Annotated in this window: 14 protein-coding genes and 1 pseudogene; 11 read left to right on the forward strand and 4 right to left on the reverse strand. The window is 56.8% G+C overall.

Annotated features, from left to right (window positions below; translation table 11 throughout):
• Window positions 1–11 precede the first annotated feature (11 nt).
• Window positions 12–473, forward strand: a complete 462-nt coding sequence (locus tag AC6ROY_RS23770) for a GNAT family N-acetyltransferase (protein WP_500103043.1) — start codon at window positions 12–14, stop codon at window positions 471–473.
• An 81-nt stretch (window positions 474–554) separates the two neighbouring features.
• Here the strand turns inward: AC6ROY_RS23770 and AC6ROY_RS23775 are convergent, their stop codons facing one another.
• On the reverse strand, window positions 555–941 hold the full coding sequence (locus AC6ROY_RS23775; RefSeq protein ID WP_500103044.1) for a hypothetical protein: 387 nt from the start codon (window positions 939–941) through the stop codon (window positions 555–557).
• 193 nt (window positions 942–1,134) lie between these two features.
• Between AC6ROY_RS23775 and AC6ROY_RS23780 the strand changes: the two genes are divergently transcribed.
• The 6 genes from AC6ROY_RS23780 (at window position 1,135) to AC6ROY_RS23805 (ending at window position 8,695) form a co-directional block, all read left to right on the forward strand.
• The gene (locus AC6ROY_RS23780) at window positions 1,135–1,923 is read left to right on the forward strand and encodes a YwmB family TATA-box binding protein (RefSeq protein ID WP_500103045.1); all 789 of its coding nucleotides are present in this window, start codon (window positions 1,135–1,137) and stop codon (window positions 1,921–1,923) included.
• Between the two features lie 97 nt (window positions 1,924–2,020).
• Window positions 2,021–3,547 carry a glucose-6-phosphate dehydrogenase gene (zwf, locus tag AC6ROY_RS23785; protein ID WP_500103046.1) on the forward strand — a complete coding sequence of 509 codons (1,527 nt, stop codon included), beginning with the start codon at window positions 2,021–2,023 and terminating at the stop codon, window positions 3,545–3,547.
• Between the two features lie 180 nt (window positions 3,548–3,727).
• Window positions 3,728–4,780: a metallophosphoesterase family protein gene (locus tag AC6ROY_RS23790; RefSeq protein ID WP_500103047.1), complete on the forward strand. Its 1,053-nt coding sequence runs from the start codon at window positions 3,728–3,730 to the stop codon at window positions 4,778–4,780.
• A gap of 34 nt (window positions 4,781–4,814) precedes the next feature.
• Window positions 4,815–6,398 (forward strand): peptide chain release factor 3, encoded by a 1,584-nt coding sequence (locus AC6ROY_RS23795; RefSeq protein WP_500103048.1) that lies wholly within the window; start codon window positions 4,815–4,817, stop codon window positions 6,396–6,398.
• Window positions 6,399–6,702: 304 nt separating this feature from the next.
• A complete protein-coding gene (locus AC6ROY_RS23800) occupies window positions 6,703–7,470 on the forward strand; it encodes a YheC/YheD family protein (RefSeq protein WP_500103049.1) in 768 nt (255 codons plus the stop codon).
• Window positions 7,471–7,624: 154 nt separating this feature from the next.
• On the forward strand, window positions 7,625–8,695 hold the full coding sequence (locus AC6ROY_RS23805; RefSeq protein WP_500103050.1) for a LacI family DNA-binding transcriptional regulator: 1,071 nt from the start codon (window positions 7,625–7,627) through the stop codon (window positions 8,693–8,695).
• Between the two features lie 93 nt (window positions 8,696–8,788).
• On the opposite strand, the gene sspI is transcribed toward AC6ROY_RS23805, so the two are convergent.
• A complete protein-coding gene (gene sspI, locus AC6ROY_RS23810) occupies window positions 8,789–8,992 on the reverse strand; it encodes a small acid-soluble spore protein SspI (RefSeq protein ID WP_500103051.1) in 204 nt (67 codons plus the stop codon).
• A 143-nt stretch (window positions 8,993–9,135) separates the two neighbouring features.
• On the opposite strand from sspI, the gene AC6ROY_RS23815 reads away from it, so the two are divergent.
• Together AC6ROY_RS23815 and AC6ROY_RS23820 are read left to right on the forward strand one after the other, a co-directional pair.
• Window positions 9,136–9,858, forward strand: coding sequence for a potassium channel family protein (locus tag AC6ROY_RS23815; protein WP_500103052.1), 723 nt, complete (start codon window positions 9,136–9,138; stop codon window positions 9,856–9,858).
• Window positions 9,859–9,895: 37 nt separating this feature from the next.
• Window positions 9,896–10,732: a TrmH family RNA methyltransferase gene (locus AC6ROY_RS23820; protein ID WP_500103053.1), complete on the forward strand. Its 837-nt coding sequence runs from the start codon at window positions 9,896–9,898 to the stop codon at window positions 10,730–10,732.
• 323 nt (window positions 10,733–11,055) lie between these two features.
• Here AC6ROY_RS23820 and AC6ROY_RS23825 read toward each other — a convergent pair.
• Both AC6ROY_RS23825 and AC6ROY_RS23830 read right to left on the reverse strand, forming a co-directional pair.
• Window positions 11,056–11,924 (reverse strand): annotated as a pseudogene (locus tag AC6ROY_RS23825) (aminotransferase class III-fold pyridoxal phosphate-dependent enzyme); the annotation flags it as partial.
• Window positions 11,925–12,065: 141 nt separating this feature from the next.
• Window positions 12,066–13,232 (reverse strand): MFS transporter, encoded by a 1,167-nt coding sequence (locus AC6ROY_RS23830; protein ID WP_500103054.1) that lies wholly within the window; start codon window positions 13,230–13,232, stop codon window positions 12,066–12,068.
• A gap of 311 nt (window positions 13,233–13,543) precedes the next feature.
• Here AC6ROY_RS23830 and AC6ROY_RS23835 point away from each other — a divergent pair, with 311 nt between their 5' ends.
• A complete protein-coding gene (locus AC6ROY_RS23835; protein WP_500103055.1) occupies window positions 13,544–14,137 on the forward strand; it encodes a TetR/AcrR family transcriptional regulator in 594 nt (197 codons plus the stop codon).
• Complete coding sequence (locus AC6ROY_RS23840; RefSeq protein ID WP_500103056.1) at window positions 14,134–17,301, forward strand: efflux RND transporter permease subunit; 3,168 nt, start codon at window positions 14,134–14,136, stop codon at window positions 17,299–17,301. The genes AC6ROY_RS23835 and AC6ROY_RS23840 overlap by 4 nt, the downstream gene beginning before the upstream one ends.
• Window positions 17,302–17,380 lie beyond the last annotated feature (79 nt).

The following is a 17,380-nucleotide window of genomic DNA, read 5'->3' on the forward strand; positions in this document are numbered from 1 at the left end:
GCGGGATGACCATGCTCCGCAAACGTGTGCCGAGACGTGACGACGGTGTAATCTACGAGCTTGTCGAGAAGGAGCTGCTGCCCTTTGCGCGGGAGACGATGCCTGGTCTGCGGGTTACCCGATCTGAGCTGCGCCAGCGTCTTCGCGGCTGTACAACCTATGTCGAGCTGGCGGCCGGGCGACAGGCGGTTGGATTTGTCGCCCTGCGTATGGACCGCGAGCGGCTGACCGTGGAGCTGCTGGCCGTCCACCCGCGGCGCCAGGGGCAAGGGCTGGGCAGACGGTTTATGCAGCTCGCTGAACGGAAAGCCTGGCTGCTCAAGCTGCCGGAGGTCGTGTTGTGGGTCGATGAAACGAATGAACGCGCAAGGCTATTTTATGAACGGCTGGGCTACATGCCGATTTATTATGATCCGGGCATTCGCTGTTATTTGCTGGTGAAAAAGCTGGACCACACCCGTTCGGGCGCATGACGGTCTGCGACCGGCTGCAAGACATAGCCACCGGCTCCCGCCGCTTGCGGGAACCGGTGGCTTTATTCGCTGGCTGCCCGCTCAAATCAGGACAAACAGCAGCGCGATCAGCGCCAGATCGAGAATAAACGCACCCCTACCGGGGAAAAACGGATGCGGGTAAGGCCCGTAAGGAAATGCCGATGTTTGAGCCTGCTCCGTCCAAGCTTTGCTTTGGCGTTTCGCGGCTTTGCCGGAGCGGACTAGCCGTTTTTTCCGGGCGTTGGCCGTTTTCGTCCTGGCTTTGGCTGAAGACCCTGACAGCGCTACGCCGTCGCCGCCTGCCTCCTCCGAGCCGAGTATCAGCTTGTCGTTCTCGATTCGGGACAACGTGCCGTACACCTCGCTGCCATCCTGCAGGATGATCAGTACAGGCTTGCCGTAGTGGGCCTTGCACTCTGCTTCACAGATGGGATGAATGCGTTGCATGCCGAACACACCTTTCGTTTCGCATGGTTTTATGCCTACGCTGTCAGTTTATGCGCCCGGCGCCCTGTCGCACTGGGCGACTGACCCGCCCGGCGCCTATTTTTGCTTCGCCTGTATAAGCTCTGGCAGGCCGGACCATACTAGTGCTAGATTGCTAGATTCGGCGGCAGGCTAACGAGAGGGTGACATGGCGATGCGAAACGGTTGGGTGTGGGGGTTGTTCGCTTGCGTGGCGCTTGGCGCCCTGGCACTGGTGCAGGAGCAGTCGGGAGGCGTCTTCGCAGGCGCGCCTGCGAAGCTGGAGACGGCGGCTTATGCCGACACGCGTCTGCTGCTGCAGGCGGCCGCAGAGGCATTTGGAGCGGACGCGGACGTCAAGCTGACGCTGAAAAAAGCTGGAGCCGCCCCGGCCTCCACGGAGGCGGAGCTGCTGGAGCTGGGCCGCGCCTGGAGCGCGCGGCTGGGGCTGGAGCCGCTCGCTGCGCTGACGGAGCAGCAGGGGCGGCCGGTGTACCGCCAGGAGCAGCTGGCGGACGGCTGTACCCAAGCGCTGCTGCTGACAGCGCTGACGGAGGAAGCCTCCTACGCGATTGTACGCGTGGAGTGCGCGGCTTGGCCTGTGAGCGCCGGCGAACAGGCCGCAGCACTTCAGCAGCGCCTAGATACGGCGCTGGCGGGCGCAGCGTGGACGGGCACATGGAATGTGAACGTCCAGGGGGCGCTGGCCGCCGAGGCCGGGCAGTCGGCGACGGTGTCGGCGTCTGCGACGCTGGACCGGGCGCTGCAGGTGCTGGACGCCGATGAGCTGGAGGCGTATGAGGATGCGGGGACAATCAGCCGCTCCTACCGTTCCGCAGCGCTGAGCGGCTCAGTGCTGAGCGGCGGCCGGCCGGTGCATATACAGGCCGCGATCCACAAAATTTCGGGCACAGATAGCCGCCGATTAACAATTGGCGCCCCATTGATTACGACAGAGTATTGAAAACAGTTCTCATATTGAGTATGCTAAGAGGAATAGCAGGATAGGTGCTACTCCTTTTTGAACATCCCATACCACAATAGAAAGAATGAGGGAAACCATGACGAATGCTGTGTTTTTGATTTTCGGAGCAACGGGTGATTTGGCTAGACGCAAATTGTTTCCAGCTTTTTATAGTTTGTATCGGGAGCGTAAGCTCGGGGACAAATTTGCTGTAATCGGGCTTGCACGCCGTGCTCGCACGAATGAGGAGTTCCGCGCAGATGTGCTGGAGTCCATTAAAGAGTTCGCGCGTTACAATGTAACCAAGGATGAGCAGTGGGAATCCTTCGCCGAGCATTTCGAATACATGTCGCTGGATATCAACAATGTGGAAGGCTTCCGAGAGCTGGCGAGCTTGACTAACAAGCTGGACGCGAAATTTGACGTCGGAGGCAACCGGCTGTCTTACCTTGCGTTGTCGCCGGAGCTGTTCGGCAGCGTGTCGCATAATTTGAGGGCGGGCGGACTGCAGGAGACGAGCGGCTGGCATCGGCTGGTGATCGAGAAGCCGTTCGGCTACGATCTGAAATCGGCTGAGAAGCTGAATGCCGAAATTCGCCAGGTGTTCGATGAGGAGGACATTTACCGGATCGACCACTATCTGGGCAAGGAAATGGTGCAAAATATTAACGTGGTGCGGTTCGCGAACGCGTTCTTCGAGCCGCTGTGGAACAATAAATATATCGCGAACATTCAGATTACGCTGAGCGAAACGGTCGGCGTAGAGGAGCGCGGCGGCTATTACGACCGCTCCGGCGCGCTGCGCGACATGACGCAAAATCATATGCTGCAGATGCTCGCTATTATGGCGATGGAAGCGCCGAGCCGGATGCATCCGGAAAGCATCCGCGACGAGAAGGTCAAGGTGCTGCGCAGCCTGCGCGGCTTCGAGAGCGCGGCGGATGTGCTGGAGAATACGGTGCGCGGGCAATATTCGTCCGGCCTGATGAAGGGCCGCGAGGTTCCCGGCTACCGTCAGGAGGACAAGGTGAATCCCGTGTCCAATACGGAAACGTTTTTCGCCGCGCGTGTGTTTGTCGACAACTTCCGCTGGGCGGGCGTGCCGTTTTATATCCGAACCGGCAAGCGGCTGCCCGTGAAGACGACCGAGGTCGTCGTGGAGTTCAAAAATGTGCCAAACAACGTCTACTTGGCCCGCAAGCACAAGCTGGAGCCGAACCTGCTCGTATTCCGCGTCAATCCGATGGAGGGCATTTACTTCAAAATCAACGCGAAGCAGCCGGGCTCGGAAGGGTCAATCGTGCCGGTCGCGATGGATTTCTGCCAGAGCTGCCAGGTTGGTCTGAATACGCCTGAAGCGTACGAGCGGCTGCTGTACGACGCCGCCCGCGGCGATTCGACGTACTTCACCCGTTGGGACGAAGTGGCCTTGGCTTGGAAGTATGTGGACCAGATTGCGTCCGCTTGGCGGGAGCACCCGGCTGCGGACGACCTGCAGACGTATCCGGCAGGCACATGGGGGCCGGAGAAGTCGCAGCAGATCATCGAAGAGGACGGCTTCCGCTGGTGGCCGGTTAACGGCCAGGACGAGGGCGAGGTTGCCTGGGAGTTCACCCAGCGCTAAAGCCTTAGTCGGCTGTGGGTAGCTCCGAATGAAACAGAGAGACGGTGGAGGGCTTGGGCCTGAACCGTCTCTTTTTTCATCCTTGAACGGCCTCGATCGAGGTTTTCTTTTTGCTTTTTTTCACTTCCGTAAATATGCTATGATGAAGAGTAAGCGTTAAGGCAATAAGGGGGAGCACATGTGTCCAGACGCAAGTTTCTCGGTTGGCTGATCTGGTTGTTCGTATGGATCGGAGCTGCTTTGTTTGGACTGGTGAAGCTGCTGGAGAAGTCGGTCAGCACCCAGAGGGCGGCCAAAGGCTCCGGCACGGACGGCTTGACCGGCTCCGGGGCAGAGCCGCAGCGCGAGGAGGGGGCGGCTGCTCCGCTGATGTCCTTCCTCATCTTGAGCGATCTGCACATTTCCCGCGATGATCCGGACACGATTCGGCGGGTGAAGGCGGCTTTCGACGACTTGAGCGAATTCGCTTCGCCGGTCGAGGCGCTGCTGTTCACCGGTGATTTGACGGAGTACGGGCGTGATCAGGATTACAAGGAGCTGCGTAATCTGATGAATGGCTACGAGCTGCCGCCGGTTTATGCGAATATGGGCAACCACGATTATTACGATATCTGGATCGACAGGCAAGGACGGTTCAAGCAGGATACGATGCCGAACGGCAAGACGGATTGGCAGTCGCGCGAGCGGTTCCAGCAGTTTTTCGGCCTGACCAAGCCGTATCAGGCTGCGCGGGTGAAGGGGCATCAGCTCATCTTGCTTTCCCAGGAGGCGTACGTGCAGGAAAGGCCTGACGTCGGCGAAGGCGCCTGGTACTCCGGCGAGCAGCTCGCCTGGCTGGAGGAGCAGCTGGCGGCCCGCAAGGATAACCGGCCGGTGTTTATTATGACGCATCAGCCGCTGCCGCCTGCAGGACGGGACGGGAAGACACATCAGCTTATTCCGGCAATCCGGTTCCGCGAAATCGTGAAGCCGTACAAAAACGTATTTGTATTTTGCGGCCATTCGCATCAGGATTTTCAAGGCACCATCGAGCATTATGTGAAGGAAAGCTTCCATTATTTCCATAACTCGTCCGTCGGACGGGTCATGAACCGGAAGTATGAGACGGTCACCCAGGATAAAGCGCAGGGGCTGTACGTTCAAGTATTCGCGGATCGGGTGACGCTGCGCGGACGTGATTTTATCACCCGCAAGTGGCTGAGTGAAGCTGACTGGTCCGTGCCGCTGAGCTAATCTATTTCAGATCAAGGAAGGAACAATTATCGACATGAGTACCGGAAATCGCGACACTTTAGCGGGAGAGATTAGCAAGCGGCGTACGTTTGCGATTATTTCTCACCCGGATGCGGGGAAAACAACATTGACGGAGAAGCTGCTGCTGTTCGGAGGCGCGATTCGTCTGGCCGGAACGGTCAAGGGACGCAAGGCGAGCCGCCACGCGACAAGCGACTGGATGGAGATTGAGAAGCAGCGGGGAATTTCGGTAACGTCCTCCGTCATGCAGTTTGATTATGAAGGCCATCGGGTTAACATTCTCGATACGCCTGGTCACCAGGACTTCAGTGAAGATACGTATCGTACGTTAACGGCCGCGGACAGCGCCGTGATGCTGATCGACTCGGCCAAAGGGGTCGAGGCGCAGACGAAGAAGCTGTTTCAGGTATGCCGCAAGCGCGGAATTCCGATCTTTACGTTTATCAACAAAATGGATCGCGAGGGCCGCAATCCGTTTGAGCTGTTGGAGGAGCTGGAAAATCTGCTCGGCATCCGTTCGTATCCGATGAACTGGCCGATCGGCTCCGGCAAGCAATTCAGCGGCGTGTACGATCGGAAGCTGACCCAGGTCGAGCTGTTCCAGGGCGATGATCACCGTGAAATTCAGGTGCAGCCGGTCAGCGGCTACGAGGACCCGATTGTGAAGGAAATTGCCGGCGAGTTTTTCTACGATCAGCTGGTGCAGGACCTGGAGCTGCTTGATGTGGCGGGCGATGAGTTCGATATGGAGAAGGTGCGCACGGGCGAGCTGACACCGGTATTTTTCGGCAGCGCGATCAACAATTTCGGCGTGCAGACGTTTCTCGAAAATTTTCTGCAGCTTGCGCCGACGCCGATGCCGCGCCGCAGCAATGAGGGTGAAATTGATCCGCTGAACGAAAAGTTCTCGGGCTATGTGTTTAAAATTCAGGCCAACATGAACCCGGCGCATCGCGACCGGATCGCCTTCCTGCGCATTTGCTCCGGCAAGTTCGAGCGCGGGATGAGCGTCAAGCATGTTCGGGTCGGCAAAGAGATCAAGCTGGCGCAGCCGCAGCAATTTCTGGCGCAGGACCGCGATATCGTAGAGGATGCGTTTCCCGGCGACATTATCGGTCTGTTCGATCCGGGCATCTTCCGTATCGGTGATACGCTCAGCCAGATCGGCGGACTGGAATTCGATGAGCTGCCGACTTTTTCACCAGAGCTGTTCTCGAAGGTGTCGGTCAAAAACGCGCTCAAGCACAAGCAGTTCCAGAAGGGCGTCGACCAGCTGACGGAGGAAGGCACGATTCAGGTATTTAAAACGATCGGCTTCGAGGATCTGATTCTTGGCGTCGTCGGTCAGCTCCAGTTCGAAGTATTCGAGCATCGGATGAAGGCGGAATACGGCGTGGACGTGCAGCTGTCGCGGATGACCTACCAGTTCGCGCGCTGGCTGGTTGGCGACGAGGTGGACCCTGGGAAATTTCGCATCAACTCCCAGCTTGTGAAGGATAAGAAGGACAATTACGTAGCGCTGTTCGAAAATGAATATGCGCTGCGGACGTCGATGGAGAAAAATCCGAATTTGAAATTTATGGAGACAGCGCCTTAACCCGTCGTTGTCCCCGCCGACAGTCCTTGACTGTGGCCTGCGCGTTCTGCAGCAGCCCGGCTAAGGGCTGTTTGTCGTTGCTTCAGCTCAGGCGTTCGGGCAGGCGGAGGCGAGCTGCGAGACACAAGACACTATTAAGGTACAAGCCTTCGCTGCTTGCCGTGCTGAAACCGTTTTGGTTTGGGCATCTACCCCTTACCGCAAGGGTTAGCCCGGCATAACCTAGTAAGGGCGATAGGGCCAAGTGACGCCAGCTTTGTGTTCGGGCTTGGACTCAAAGCGCCTCATCGGAAAGGTGGTAGACATGGGAAAGCGAACCTATAGTCGACATATTACGAGCAAATGGGCCAAAACGAAGGTGCTGCTGGCCAATCCCCGTACAGCCCGGTACGTCCCCGATACCCGGCGGCTGACGCAAAGCTCGCTGCAAGACATGCTGCGCGCGTATGGCATGGTGTACGTCAAGCCAAACAGCGGCACGTACGGCAACGGCGTAATCAAGGTGGAGCGTCATCACGAGGGGGAGCGGGAGCGTTACGTGTGCCACACGGGGACGAAAATCCGGACGCATGCGACGTATGCCGAGCTGTACGCTTCCTTGATGAAGCTGGTGAAGAAGCGGAGCTATTTGGCGCAGAAAGGGATTCATCTATTGAAATACAAGGGGCGTCGCTTCGATCTGCGGGTGATGGTGCAGCAGTCTCCGGCCAAACGCTGGGAAGCGACCGGCGTCATCGGCCGCGTCGCAGCCAAAGGCAAAGCCGTCACCAATGTGCATAACGGCGGCACACTCAAGCCGATCGGTGAGCTGCTGGGCAGCCATGCCGGGTCGCGGAAAACGAAGCGAATAGTGCGCGGCTTGCGCTCGCTTGGCTTGTCCGTGGCGAAACAGCTGAAGGGACGATATCCGGGACTGAAAGAAGTCGGGCTGGATGTGGCGATGGACGAAAAGCTGTTCCCCTGGATTCTGGAGGTTAATACTTGCCCCGATCCGTTTATTTTCCGAAAGCTGAAGGATAAGTCTGTTTATCGGCGTGTGTACCGGTATGCGAAGGCTTACGGACGGCTTTGAGGCATGTCGGGTTAATCGGAGAGCGGGTATAACAGCGCTCAGCAGGAAGAGGCCGTCTTCTACCGGATGACCAGCCTCTTCCCGGAACGTGGAACGCCGTATTGACATAAACGCCCTTTGCGGGAGATAATGAGCGCGTATGGGGGTGAGGCTCATGATAACCCGTAAAGAAGTGGCCGCCTTGGCCGGCGTCTCTGAAGCGACCGTGTCGCGGGTATTCAACGGCGTTGGCCCGATGAAGGAAACAACCCGCCAGAAGGTGCTGGAGGCAGCGAAGGCGCTGAACTACCATCCGAATGCGATTGCGCAAAATTTTGCGCGCAGACGGAGCGGCAACATCGGCGTTGTGCTTCCTTACGTGCCTAAGGTTCATATATTTTCAACCTATTATTTTGCAGAGGTGTTAAGCGGGATCGGGGAGCAGGCCAAAAATTCCGGCTATGATATGCTGCTGATGTTTCGTTCCCCGGGCGAGGGCAGCGATTACAGCGGCTTTTTTCGTTCTCATAAGGTGGACGGCTGCGTGATTCTGGGAGCGACGGATACGCCGCAGGAGCGGGCAGAGCTGCGGAAGCTGCACGAGCTCGGCTATCCATATTGCCTGGTGAATCAGCGGTATCCGGGCGAATCCTTTCACTTGGTTGACGCCAATCATGTACAGGGCAGCTACGAGGCAGTCAAGTATTTGATCGGGCAAGGTAAACGTGGTATTGCGTTTCTCAACGGTTCGCCGGAATATTCGAACAGCGGTGACCGCTGGCAGGGGTATAAGCAGGCCTTGAAGGAAGCCGGGCTGCTGCGGCCAGAGGTAGAGGCGTCGGACGATATGCCGGATGGCTGGTATTATGAGGGCAACTATAGCCGCAAGAGCGGTGCTTCGGCTGCGCGGAAGCTAGGCGCCTGCCTCGCCGACGGGCGGGTCGATGCCGTATTTGCTTCCAATGACCGGATGGCGATCGGGTTAATTCAGGGGCTGCGCGAGCAGGGGTATCGGCCGGGGCAGCAATATTCGATTATCGGATACGACGATTCGGAAGCCGCGCGGGTGACGGACCCTCCTTTAACGACAGTTGCGGTTCCTTTCTATGAAATGGGACGACTGGCGGCCGCCAAGGTGCTGGGATGGCTACATGAGCAAGGACAAGCCTCCGGACGCGTTACGGGGGCCGCGGCAGCAGGGAGTATGCTGGACACTCGCCTTGTGATCCGGCAATCGGTCAAGTAAGGAAAAAGCAGACAGCGGCGGCTGGAGCAGGCAAGCCTGCTGTCTTGAACGGCATGGCCGCGGCTGCTGTCTGCGCAAATCCAATAAGATAAGCTACGCGAGATGCTCCTTCAATGTCGAAATCATCTGCGATTGCTGTTCCGCCGCGCTGTGCTTCCAGATGATTTCGAATAATACACCGAGACCCGGGAGCACCCGTTCCTCACCGTCGATGGAGTCTTGGACAATGTCCAGCAGCTCGCCGTCATTTTTATCGTGCATGCGTTGTACAATGGCTTGTCTAAGGTTGAGATTCATGCGTCTTATCCGCCTTTCTGCTTGTCATCGTTCACGTCCTCTTTTACTATGCTCCGTTTGTCTGCCGATCATGCCTGCCTGTGTTCGTCCGCCCTGAACGCCGAATCGCAGTTGTTGGACTTCGCTTCCCGGGATTATTTATAATGGAGCATATTAGCCGTTTCGCGTGTCAGGCGGTATCCAGACTTGTCAAAGGGGGAGAACGCATGAAGAAGCAATTTGCCGTCATCGGCATGGGCCGGTTCGGATTCAGCGTCGCCAAAACGTTATCCAATCTCGGGTTCGAGGTACTGGCAATCGACAGCAATGAAGAACGGATTCAAGAAGCTTCCCAGGTTGTGACGCATGTGGTGCAGGCGGATTCAACCGATGAGGAAGCGATTCGGGCACTGGGTTTGCGTAATTTCGACGTGGTGGTTGTAGCGATCGGTCAGGACATTCAGGCCAGCATTTTGACCACGATTATGATCAAGGAAATCGGCGTGCCGAAGGTCGTGGTGAAGGCGCAAACCGAGCTGCACGGCAAGGTGCTGCGCAAAATAGGCGCGGATAAAGTCATCTACCCGGAGCGGGATATGGGCCAGCGTGTGGCGCATCATCTGATCTCCTCCAACATCATAGACCATATCGAGCTGTCGGAGGATTACAGCATTGTGGAAATCCAGGCGTCGCGGCCCATGATCGGGCGCAGCTTGCGGCAGTTGGATATTCGGGCCAAATACGGCTGCAACGTGATGGGCATCAAGACCGGGGAGCAGATGAACATTGCGCCTTATGCCGAGGATTTGATTCGGGAGGGCGACGTGCTCGTTATCGTAGGGAAAAATGAAGATTTGCAGCATTTTGAGAAAACATTTGCCGAGTAATGGAGCCATCATCGCGAAAGAATAGAGGGATGCGAAAGTGAAAGACCAATACGCAAAGCAGCCGGAGGTCATCAGCTCCGCGCAAAATCCGCGCGTCAAGCTGTGGACCGAGCTGCAAAGCCGCAAGGGCCGCGACAAGGCGGGCCGCTTTATTATAGAGGGGCTGCATATGGTGGAGGAGGCGCTGGATTCGCAGGTCGTGTCTCCGGAAACGATTGTGTACGCGGCAGACCGCAAAAGCCAGTGCGCTTCTTTGCTGGCCAAAGCGCGTTCGGCCGGTATCGAGTGCGTGGCTGTCGCGGAGTCCGTTCTGTCCAAATGCACGGATACGCTGACGCCGCAGTCGGTATTTGCCGTTGTGCCCAAGCTGCCGTGGCGGCTGGCCGATCTGATGCAAAGCGGCGTGAACGCAGGTCCGGCGCTGGTGATCGCCATCGACGGCATGCAGGACCCCGGCAATCTCGGCACGATTATCCGCAGCGCCGATGCGGTGGGAGCTTCCGGCATTGTGCTCGGCAAGGGCACGGTAGACCTGTATAACCCGAAAACCGTGCGCTCCACAATGGGCTCGCTGTTCCATCTGCCGATTATTGCGGCTGACTTGACCGAATGCTTGCCGCAAGCGGCTGCGTCCGGCGCGCAGGTCGTCGGGACAAGCCTGCAGGGCGCAGTGCCGCTGTACGACTGCGATCTGCGTCCGGCCACGTGGATTATCATCGGCAATGAGGGCCAGGGCGTATCCGCAGAGGTAAGCAGGCTGGCCGGGCAGCATGTGCAGATTCCGATGCAAGGCCGGGCCGAATCGCTGAATGCGGCGATGGCTGCGACGGTGATGCTGTTTGAGGCGGCTCGGCAGCGGGGGGTTAACAACTAAAAACTTCTGTATGATTGGACATGCTCGAAGCTGAAATGGAGCTACGGACTGGTCCGCTCCCCGGGGCGACCGCCTGAACGAACAGCATATCGCAGGTCGCAGCGATGCCGCCTGCGTACGATAGGCAATCTCATAGATGCGAAGCAGGTCGGCGAACAGACGCCGACCTGGCGTCCGGCAGCTTGCTGAGCGGCAGCGAGGGCGGCTGTTACGACAGTTTTCTCTACACCCGTGTCGGTTCCGGTTATATAGATTCCGCGAAATCGGCTCATGCTGAGGCATGGCCTTCGGTCACGTCGATAACAGACGCTAGCAAAATATCACGCCCCGTACACCTCATCGGTTGCAAGGGTTGCGGCGACAGGCAGGTAGCCGCCGGTCAAGCCTTTCCCGACGACCATAAGATCGGGTGGAACTTCCTCCAGTTCACAGGCAAACATTCAGCCCGTTCGTCCGAAGCCGGTGGCGACCTCGTCCGCGACGAGCAGCACTTGATGCTGTCGGCACAACGCAGCCATCTCACGCAAGCAGCCGGGAGGCGTCACGATGATGCCCCCTGCTCCTTGTACGACAGGCTCCACGATCAGAGCGGCGATTTCATCTCCCCGGGTCACGAGCAAATCGCGCAGAGCGGTCAAGGTTGCTTCCATCGCCAATGCAGCGCCGCCGTCGTGGCGATAAGCATACGGATAGGGGATGATATGTGCAGGAAACAGCAAGGGCCGGAACACGTCATGATGCAGCGGGATCGCCCCCACACTCACAGCGCCGAGTGTATCCCCGTGGTAAGCCTGACCCATCGTTATGAACGATTGCTTGGAGGAGTCCCCCGGTTTTGCCAATATTGGAACGCCATCTTGATTGCGATTTCAACGCCGGCTGCCCCCGAGTCCGAGTAGAATACCTTGCTTAAACCGGCTGGCGCGATTTGCGTCAGCTTCGCGGCAAGCGCGATAGCCGGGATGTTCGCTATGCCCAGCAGCGTGGAGTGCGCAACTCGTGCCAACTGATCGGTTATCGCTTGGTTCAGCTCCGGCACGTTATGTCCGTTTACATTCAGCCATACAGATGAGAAGCCGTCGAAATAAGCCCGACCTTCCACGTCGTACAGAATGACCCCCAAAGACGCGTCGAAGTAAGGCGGGTGCTGCGTTCGGCAGCACGGATGAGAACGAAAAAGCTTCAAAACCAGAGATCGCCCCGGTTTTGAAGCTTTTTAAGATTATCGAATGTATAAGTTTTCAGCAGAGCTGAAGGATTCGATAATCGCAAGAAAAGCAGCCGCAAAACACGGATGTATCTTCGTCGAAGGTGCTTCGGCCCGAAGCTTTTCTTATGCGTCAGCTTCCAGTTTCCCCGGCTTACTGCGGTACACACGGCATAACACGAGTCCAAACAGCATGCCCAGAAGCGATGCGGAAGAAATGACGAGGAACAACGTATGGCCGCCGAATGCTTCATAGATTGCGCCGCCTGCGTAGGAAGCGAGGATGCCCGATACGCCGAAAAATAGCAGCGCGAGCACGGTCTGGCCCGTGGCTCTCCATTCTGCAGGTACGATGCGATATAAATATTGGATGGCGGCCGAATAAAACACCGGGAACGTTAGCAGCTGCAGGAGCTGCACATAGACGAGCAGATGCGGATCGGTCAGCCAGGCGGATATAAAAAAGCGCAGAAAATAAAATCCGGCTGCCAGCGTGATGATCAGCAGCTCCTTTCCTTTGCGCAGCCACCAGAAGCTGAGGGCGAAGACGGCAATTTCACTGCCTGCGGCCAAAAACCACGCTTGTCCGACCAACTCTGGGCTCCCGCCCAACTCGCGAATGTAGACGCCGAGGAAGGTGTCATTCATCCGCGCCGGTACTGAGCAAATAAAGACGAGCAGAAGAAACAGCAGTGTTTCGCGGTTGTGCAGAAACTGCTTCAGGCTGTTCCAGGTGACCGGCTTGCCTGCAACCGGAGCATCCGGCATTACCCAGCAGATCACGAAGCTCACAAGGCCGATGCCGGCAAACAGCAGAGCCAGACTGTTTGCGCCGAAGTAGGACATCACATAACCCGTCAGCAGCGCAGTGACGGCATAGCCGAGCGCGCCATACGTGCGGATCGAGCCGTAGCTGACGCGGGATGATTCGGCGATGGAGAAGTTCAGGCTTTCGATCAGCGGATCAATCGGCATCAGGAAAAAATAAAGGAGCATCGCAAACACAATGAGCAGCCCGTAGCTGCTGGCATCGTACAGGAAGTAACCGACGGCACTGGCAATGACAAGCAGCAGCAGCATGACGCTGCGAATCGTCCGGAGCTTATCGCTGATCATGCCCCACAGAGGCTGGGTGAGCAGCGTAATAAAGCCGCCTGTGCCGATAATAAAGCCGATCTGGGTCGGCTGCAGGCCCTGCGCGTCGAGGTAAACCGGCAGGAAGGAAATAAACATCGCCAGCAAGGAGAAATATAAAAAGTTAAAGGCCCTTAATTGGGCGGGTGCATGCTTCAAAATGGGATGACCTCCGTGTATTTCTAGAAATCGTTGAAAACAACCTTGTTATTGTACCACGATCTGGCAGCTTGTGAAGATGGGCGGACAAGAAATTTGTTTATCGCGGAGAGGAAGCCCGGAGGAAACCGTTTTCGTGGTTTTATTGCGGGAAAGTAGTTGTAAATCGGTGCAGGCCGTGGTAATCTAGGGCTATCACAGAAATGACTGATCAATCAGTCATAATGGCGTGAGTTCGTAGAGCTCTTTTTTCAGCGACAGCTGACGCTTGCTACATACAAATCGGGTCAAGCCCGGGAAGGAGCATCAACATGGTCAGTTTAGATAAACGGGATACGATTATAGCTTCCGCCTTGAAGCTGTTCGAGGAACTGGGCTATCATAACACGAAAATTTCCCATATTGTCAAGGACGCAGGAATGGCGCAGGGTACCTTCTATCTGTACTTCAAAAGCAAAGAGGACCTGTTCCGCATTGTGACCGAGCAATGTCTGGAGGAAATTATCGTCTCCATTGCCCCTCAATCGTGGGAAAGCAGCGATCTGAACGAGGATGAGCTGCATGATTTGCTGATCCGCAGAGCGCTGACGATTTATTACGAGAATCGAACGATTCTTAATATCATGAAGCGACACGGATTTGCTTCGCGGGAAATTGAGGATATCACGTCAAATTTCTATAGCCAAATTTCCAAGGTTGTCACTGAAATTATGCGTCAGTATTACGTTGGTTATTCGGATGAGAAGCTGGAGGCCAATGCGTATGCCACAATCGGGATGGTCGAGATGGTCGCTTATCAATGGTTTATTCGCAAGGGCTGCGGGCTGGAGCGGCTGGACTTGCTGACCGAGATCATTATGGAAATGAATATCGGCTGCAAGCCGCCGGGAGGACATTTTGCATGATTGCCAAGCTGCTGCAATACCGGAAAATTACGTTGTTATTTTTTGTGATGGCCGTCACGCTCGGCGTTTGGAATTTGACGACGCTTAATCAAAGGGAAAACCCGGAAATCGAAGTCAACATGGCGATCGTCAAAACGATCTACCCGGGCGCTTCGCCGGAGAAGGTCGAGCAGCTCGTCACCCGCCCGCTGGAGGATGCGGTCAAGGAGATCAGCGGGATTTCAGTCATGACCTCCACCTCATCAGCCAACGTGTCGGTCATTCAGGTAGAGTTGAATTCCGGCGTCGATATCGCCCGCACCTGGGATACGCTCCGCCAAAAGGTACAGTCCGCTTCCAGCGAGCTGCCTGACGAGGCTGAGGAGCCGGTCGTAGAGGATGATCTGGCGAAGATTGCCGCGCAAATTTTACACTTCACCGTCGAGCGTCCGGAGGAGCTGGAATCGCTGCGGCCGACGGTTGAGTATTGGAAGAAGCAGCTGGCTACGGTGCCGGGCGTCAGCAGTGTGGAGATCGCAGGCTTGCCCGATCAGGAAGTGGCGGTCATTCTCGATACGAAAAAGCTGGATACGTTCAAGCTGCCCTGGAGCATTGTCGCCCAATCGCTGCAAACGAGCCATGATCGCGTGCCGCTCGGCACTGTGGACCTGGGCGCGAAAAAATATTTCGTCAATATGAATGGCGAATGGCAGACGGCCGAGGACGTTGGCAACACTGAGCTGCTTGGCTTGCCGGGTGGAATGAAGCTGAAGGTGAGCGATGTCAGCGAAGTGACGCTGCGGTCGAAGAAAAAGGAAGCGACGATCCTGCACAACGGCAAGCCGACGCTTGATCTGGTGCTGAAATCCGAGAAGGGCGCGGATGTGCCGTCGCTGCAGAAGCGAATCGACCAGAAGGTTGCCGGGCTGCAGTCCAAGCTGCCTGCGAACGTGACGCTGAGCTCGCTGTTTACCCAGAAGGAAAGCCTGGATCATTTGTTTAACGAGCTTGGCAAGGAGCTGCTGATCGGTATTCTGGCCGTGATCGTCGTTTGTTCGATGGGGCTCGCCTTCGGAACCGCGTTAATCGTGGCCTTGGCGATTCCGATTTCCATCACGGTCGGCTTTATCCCGATGAAGATGATGGGCGTTGACTTGAATCAGATTACGATTGTCGCGATTGTCATCGTGCTTGGCATTCTCGTCGATGACGCGATTGTCGTAAACGATAATATCCAACGGCGGCTGCAGCTTGGAGATTCGCCGGCCAATGCTTCGCTTGTGGGCAGCCGAGAGGTAGGCATCTCGATTTTGACGGCGACCATTGCAACTGCCGGCGCGTTTCTGCCGTTGTTTTTCCTCACGGGTAATATCGGCAGCTTCATTCGTCCGCTGCCGGTCGTTATTACGTTTACGCTCGCGGCCTCCATGCTGATGTCTCTGACGATTATCCCGATTTTCCGCCAATGGATCGGGGAACGCCGGGAGCGTCGGCGGCGCAGCAAGCAACAGCCGGACGGCAAAGCCGACGCGGCGCGGCTGCCATCCCCTTCGAGCGCGAAGCCGTCGCAGCCTCATACCGGCGGACAGGAGGCAATCGCCGGTTGGCTGGGGAAGCCGATCCAGCGGCTCAGTGCATTTTATGAAAAACAAATTCACCGGTTTTTGCGTCATCCGCTGCTGACCGGACTCGTGGCGCTGATCATTTCGACCAGCACGTTCGGCCTGGTGCCGCTGCTCGGAGTGCAATATTTCCCGCCGGCGGAGAAGGAGGAGCTGCTCGTTGACATCAGGCTGAAGGCGTCGAGCCGCCAGCTGGCCGAGACTGAATATACGGTGCGCAAAGCAGCCGAATGGATGGAGCAGCAGCCCGGCGTCCGCTTCGTGACTGCTTATGCCGGAAAAACCGCAGCGCAGTTTTATTATTCCGAGCAGGAGCAGACGGGAATAAATCTTGGACAGCTGTTCGTCAAGATTGATCCGAAGCAGATTCATCCAAGCGAAGCAGTCGTCCAGTGGCGGGAAGAGCTGCAGCAGCAGTTCCCGGACGATGTGGAAATTACGCCGCGCCAGCTGGAGCAGGGACCTCCGGTCGGAGCGCCGATCGCGTTGCGAATCAGCGGCAGCGAGCTGCCCGAGCTGCGGCAAATTTCCTCTGACATCCAGGCAATGCTGAAGTCGATTCCCGGTACCGTCAGCGTAACGGATGATGTCGGCGAAAACATGCAAACGGTCGAGCTTACTCCGGACCGCAGCAAACTGAGCTTGTTCGGCGTGTCCGAAAAGGATTTTTCCACCACGCTGCGGGTAGCGACGGAAGGGCTGAACGTGACCACCATGCAGAAGGGGGAAAAATTGCTTGATGTGACGCTGTATGCCCGGCAGCTTGATTCCGATCCGCTCGAAACGATGAAAAGCATCCAGGTACCGACGCAAAAAGGGAACACGATTGCGGTTCGCGAGCTGAGCGATCTCCACAACAGCGAGATGATCAAGTCGATTCATCACCGCGACCAAACCCGTACGATAACCGTGCGCAGCTTTGTTCAGGACCGGCTCGCCGACGATATCGTGCGCGATTTGCAGCTCAAGCTGGACGCCTATCCGCTGCCTGACGGCTACACGGTTGCTTTCGGCGGGGAGAATGAGGACCGCAATGAGGCGTTCGCCTCAATTGGCCAGCTTTCGATTGTGGTTGTGGTGCTGATTTATATCATTATGGCGCTGCAATTTTATTCCTTGTCGATTCCGCTGCTCATTTTGTCCACGGTCTACTTGGCGGTTGGCGGTGCCGTGATCGGGTTGTATGTGACGGGCGCGCCGATCGGATTCATGGCTCTGATGGGGCTGGTCAGTCTGGCCGGGATTGTTGTACGAAACGGAATTATTTTGGTCGAATTCATCGAGCAGGCGCGTGAAGAGGGCTTGCCGCTGTATGAGGCGGTCGCCGAGGCGGGCAAGGCGCGGCTCCGGCCGATTATGCTGACGACGGCAACCGCGATCGGCGGGCTGCTGCCGATGACGATTATGGGCGGCAATCTATGGCGTCCCATGGGTACTACCATTATATCGGGACTGCTATTTTCGACCATTTTGACGCTGATCGTTGTGCCGTCGCTGTTTGTTATTTTGGCCAAATGGCGGGATAAGCGCGCGGAGAAGGCAGGCAAACCGACGCACGGCTAACATCTTCCAGACAGATACAGGGAAAAGGAGAATTTAATCCATGAATCCGACGCAGACAAACAGATTGAAGCCAAGCATC

The sequence above is a fragment of the Paenibacillus sp. sg306046 genome, from assembly GCF_059821225.1.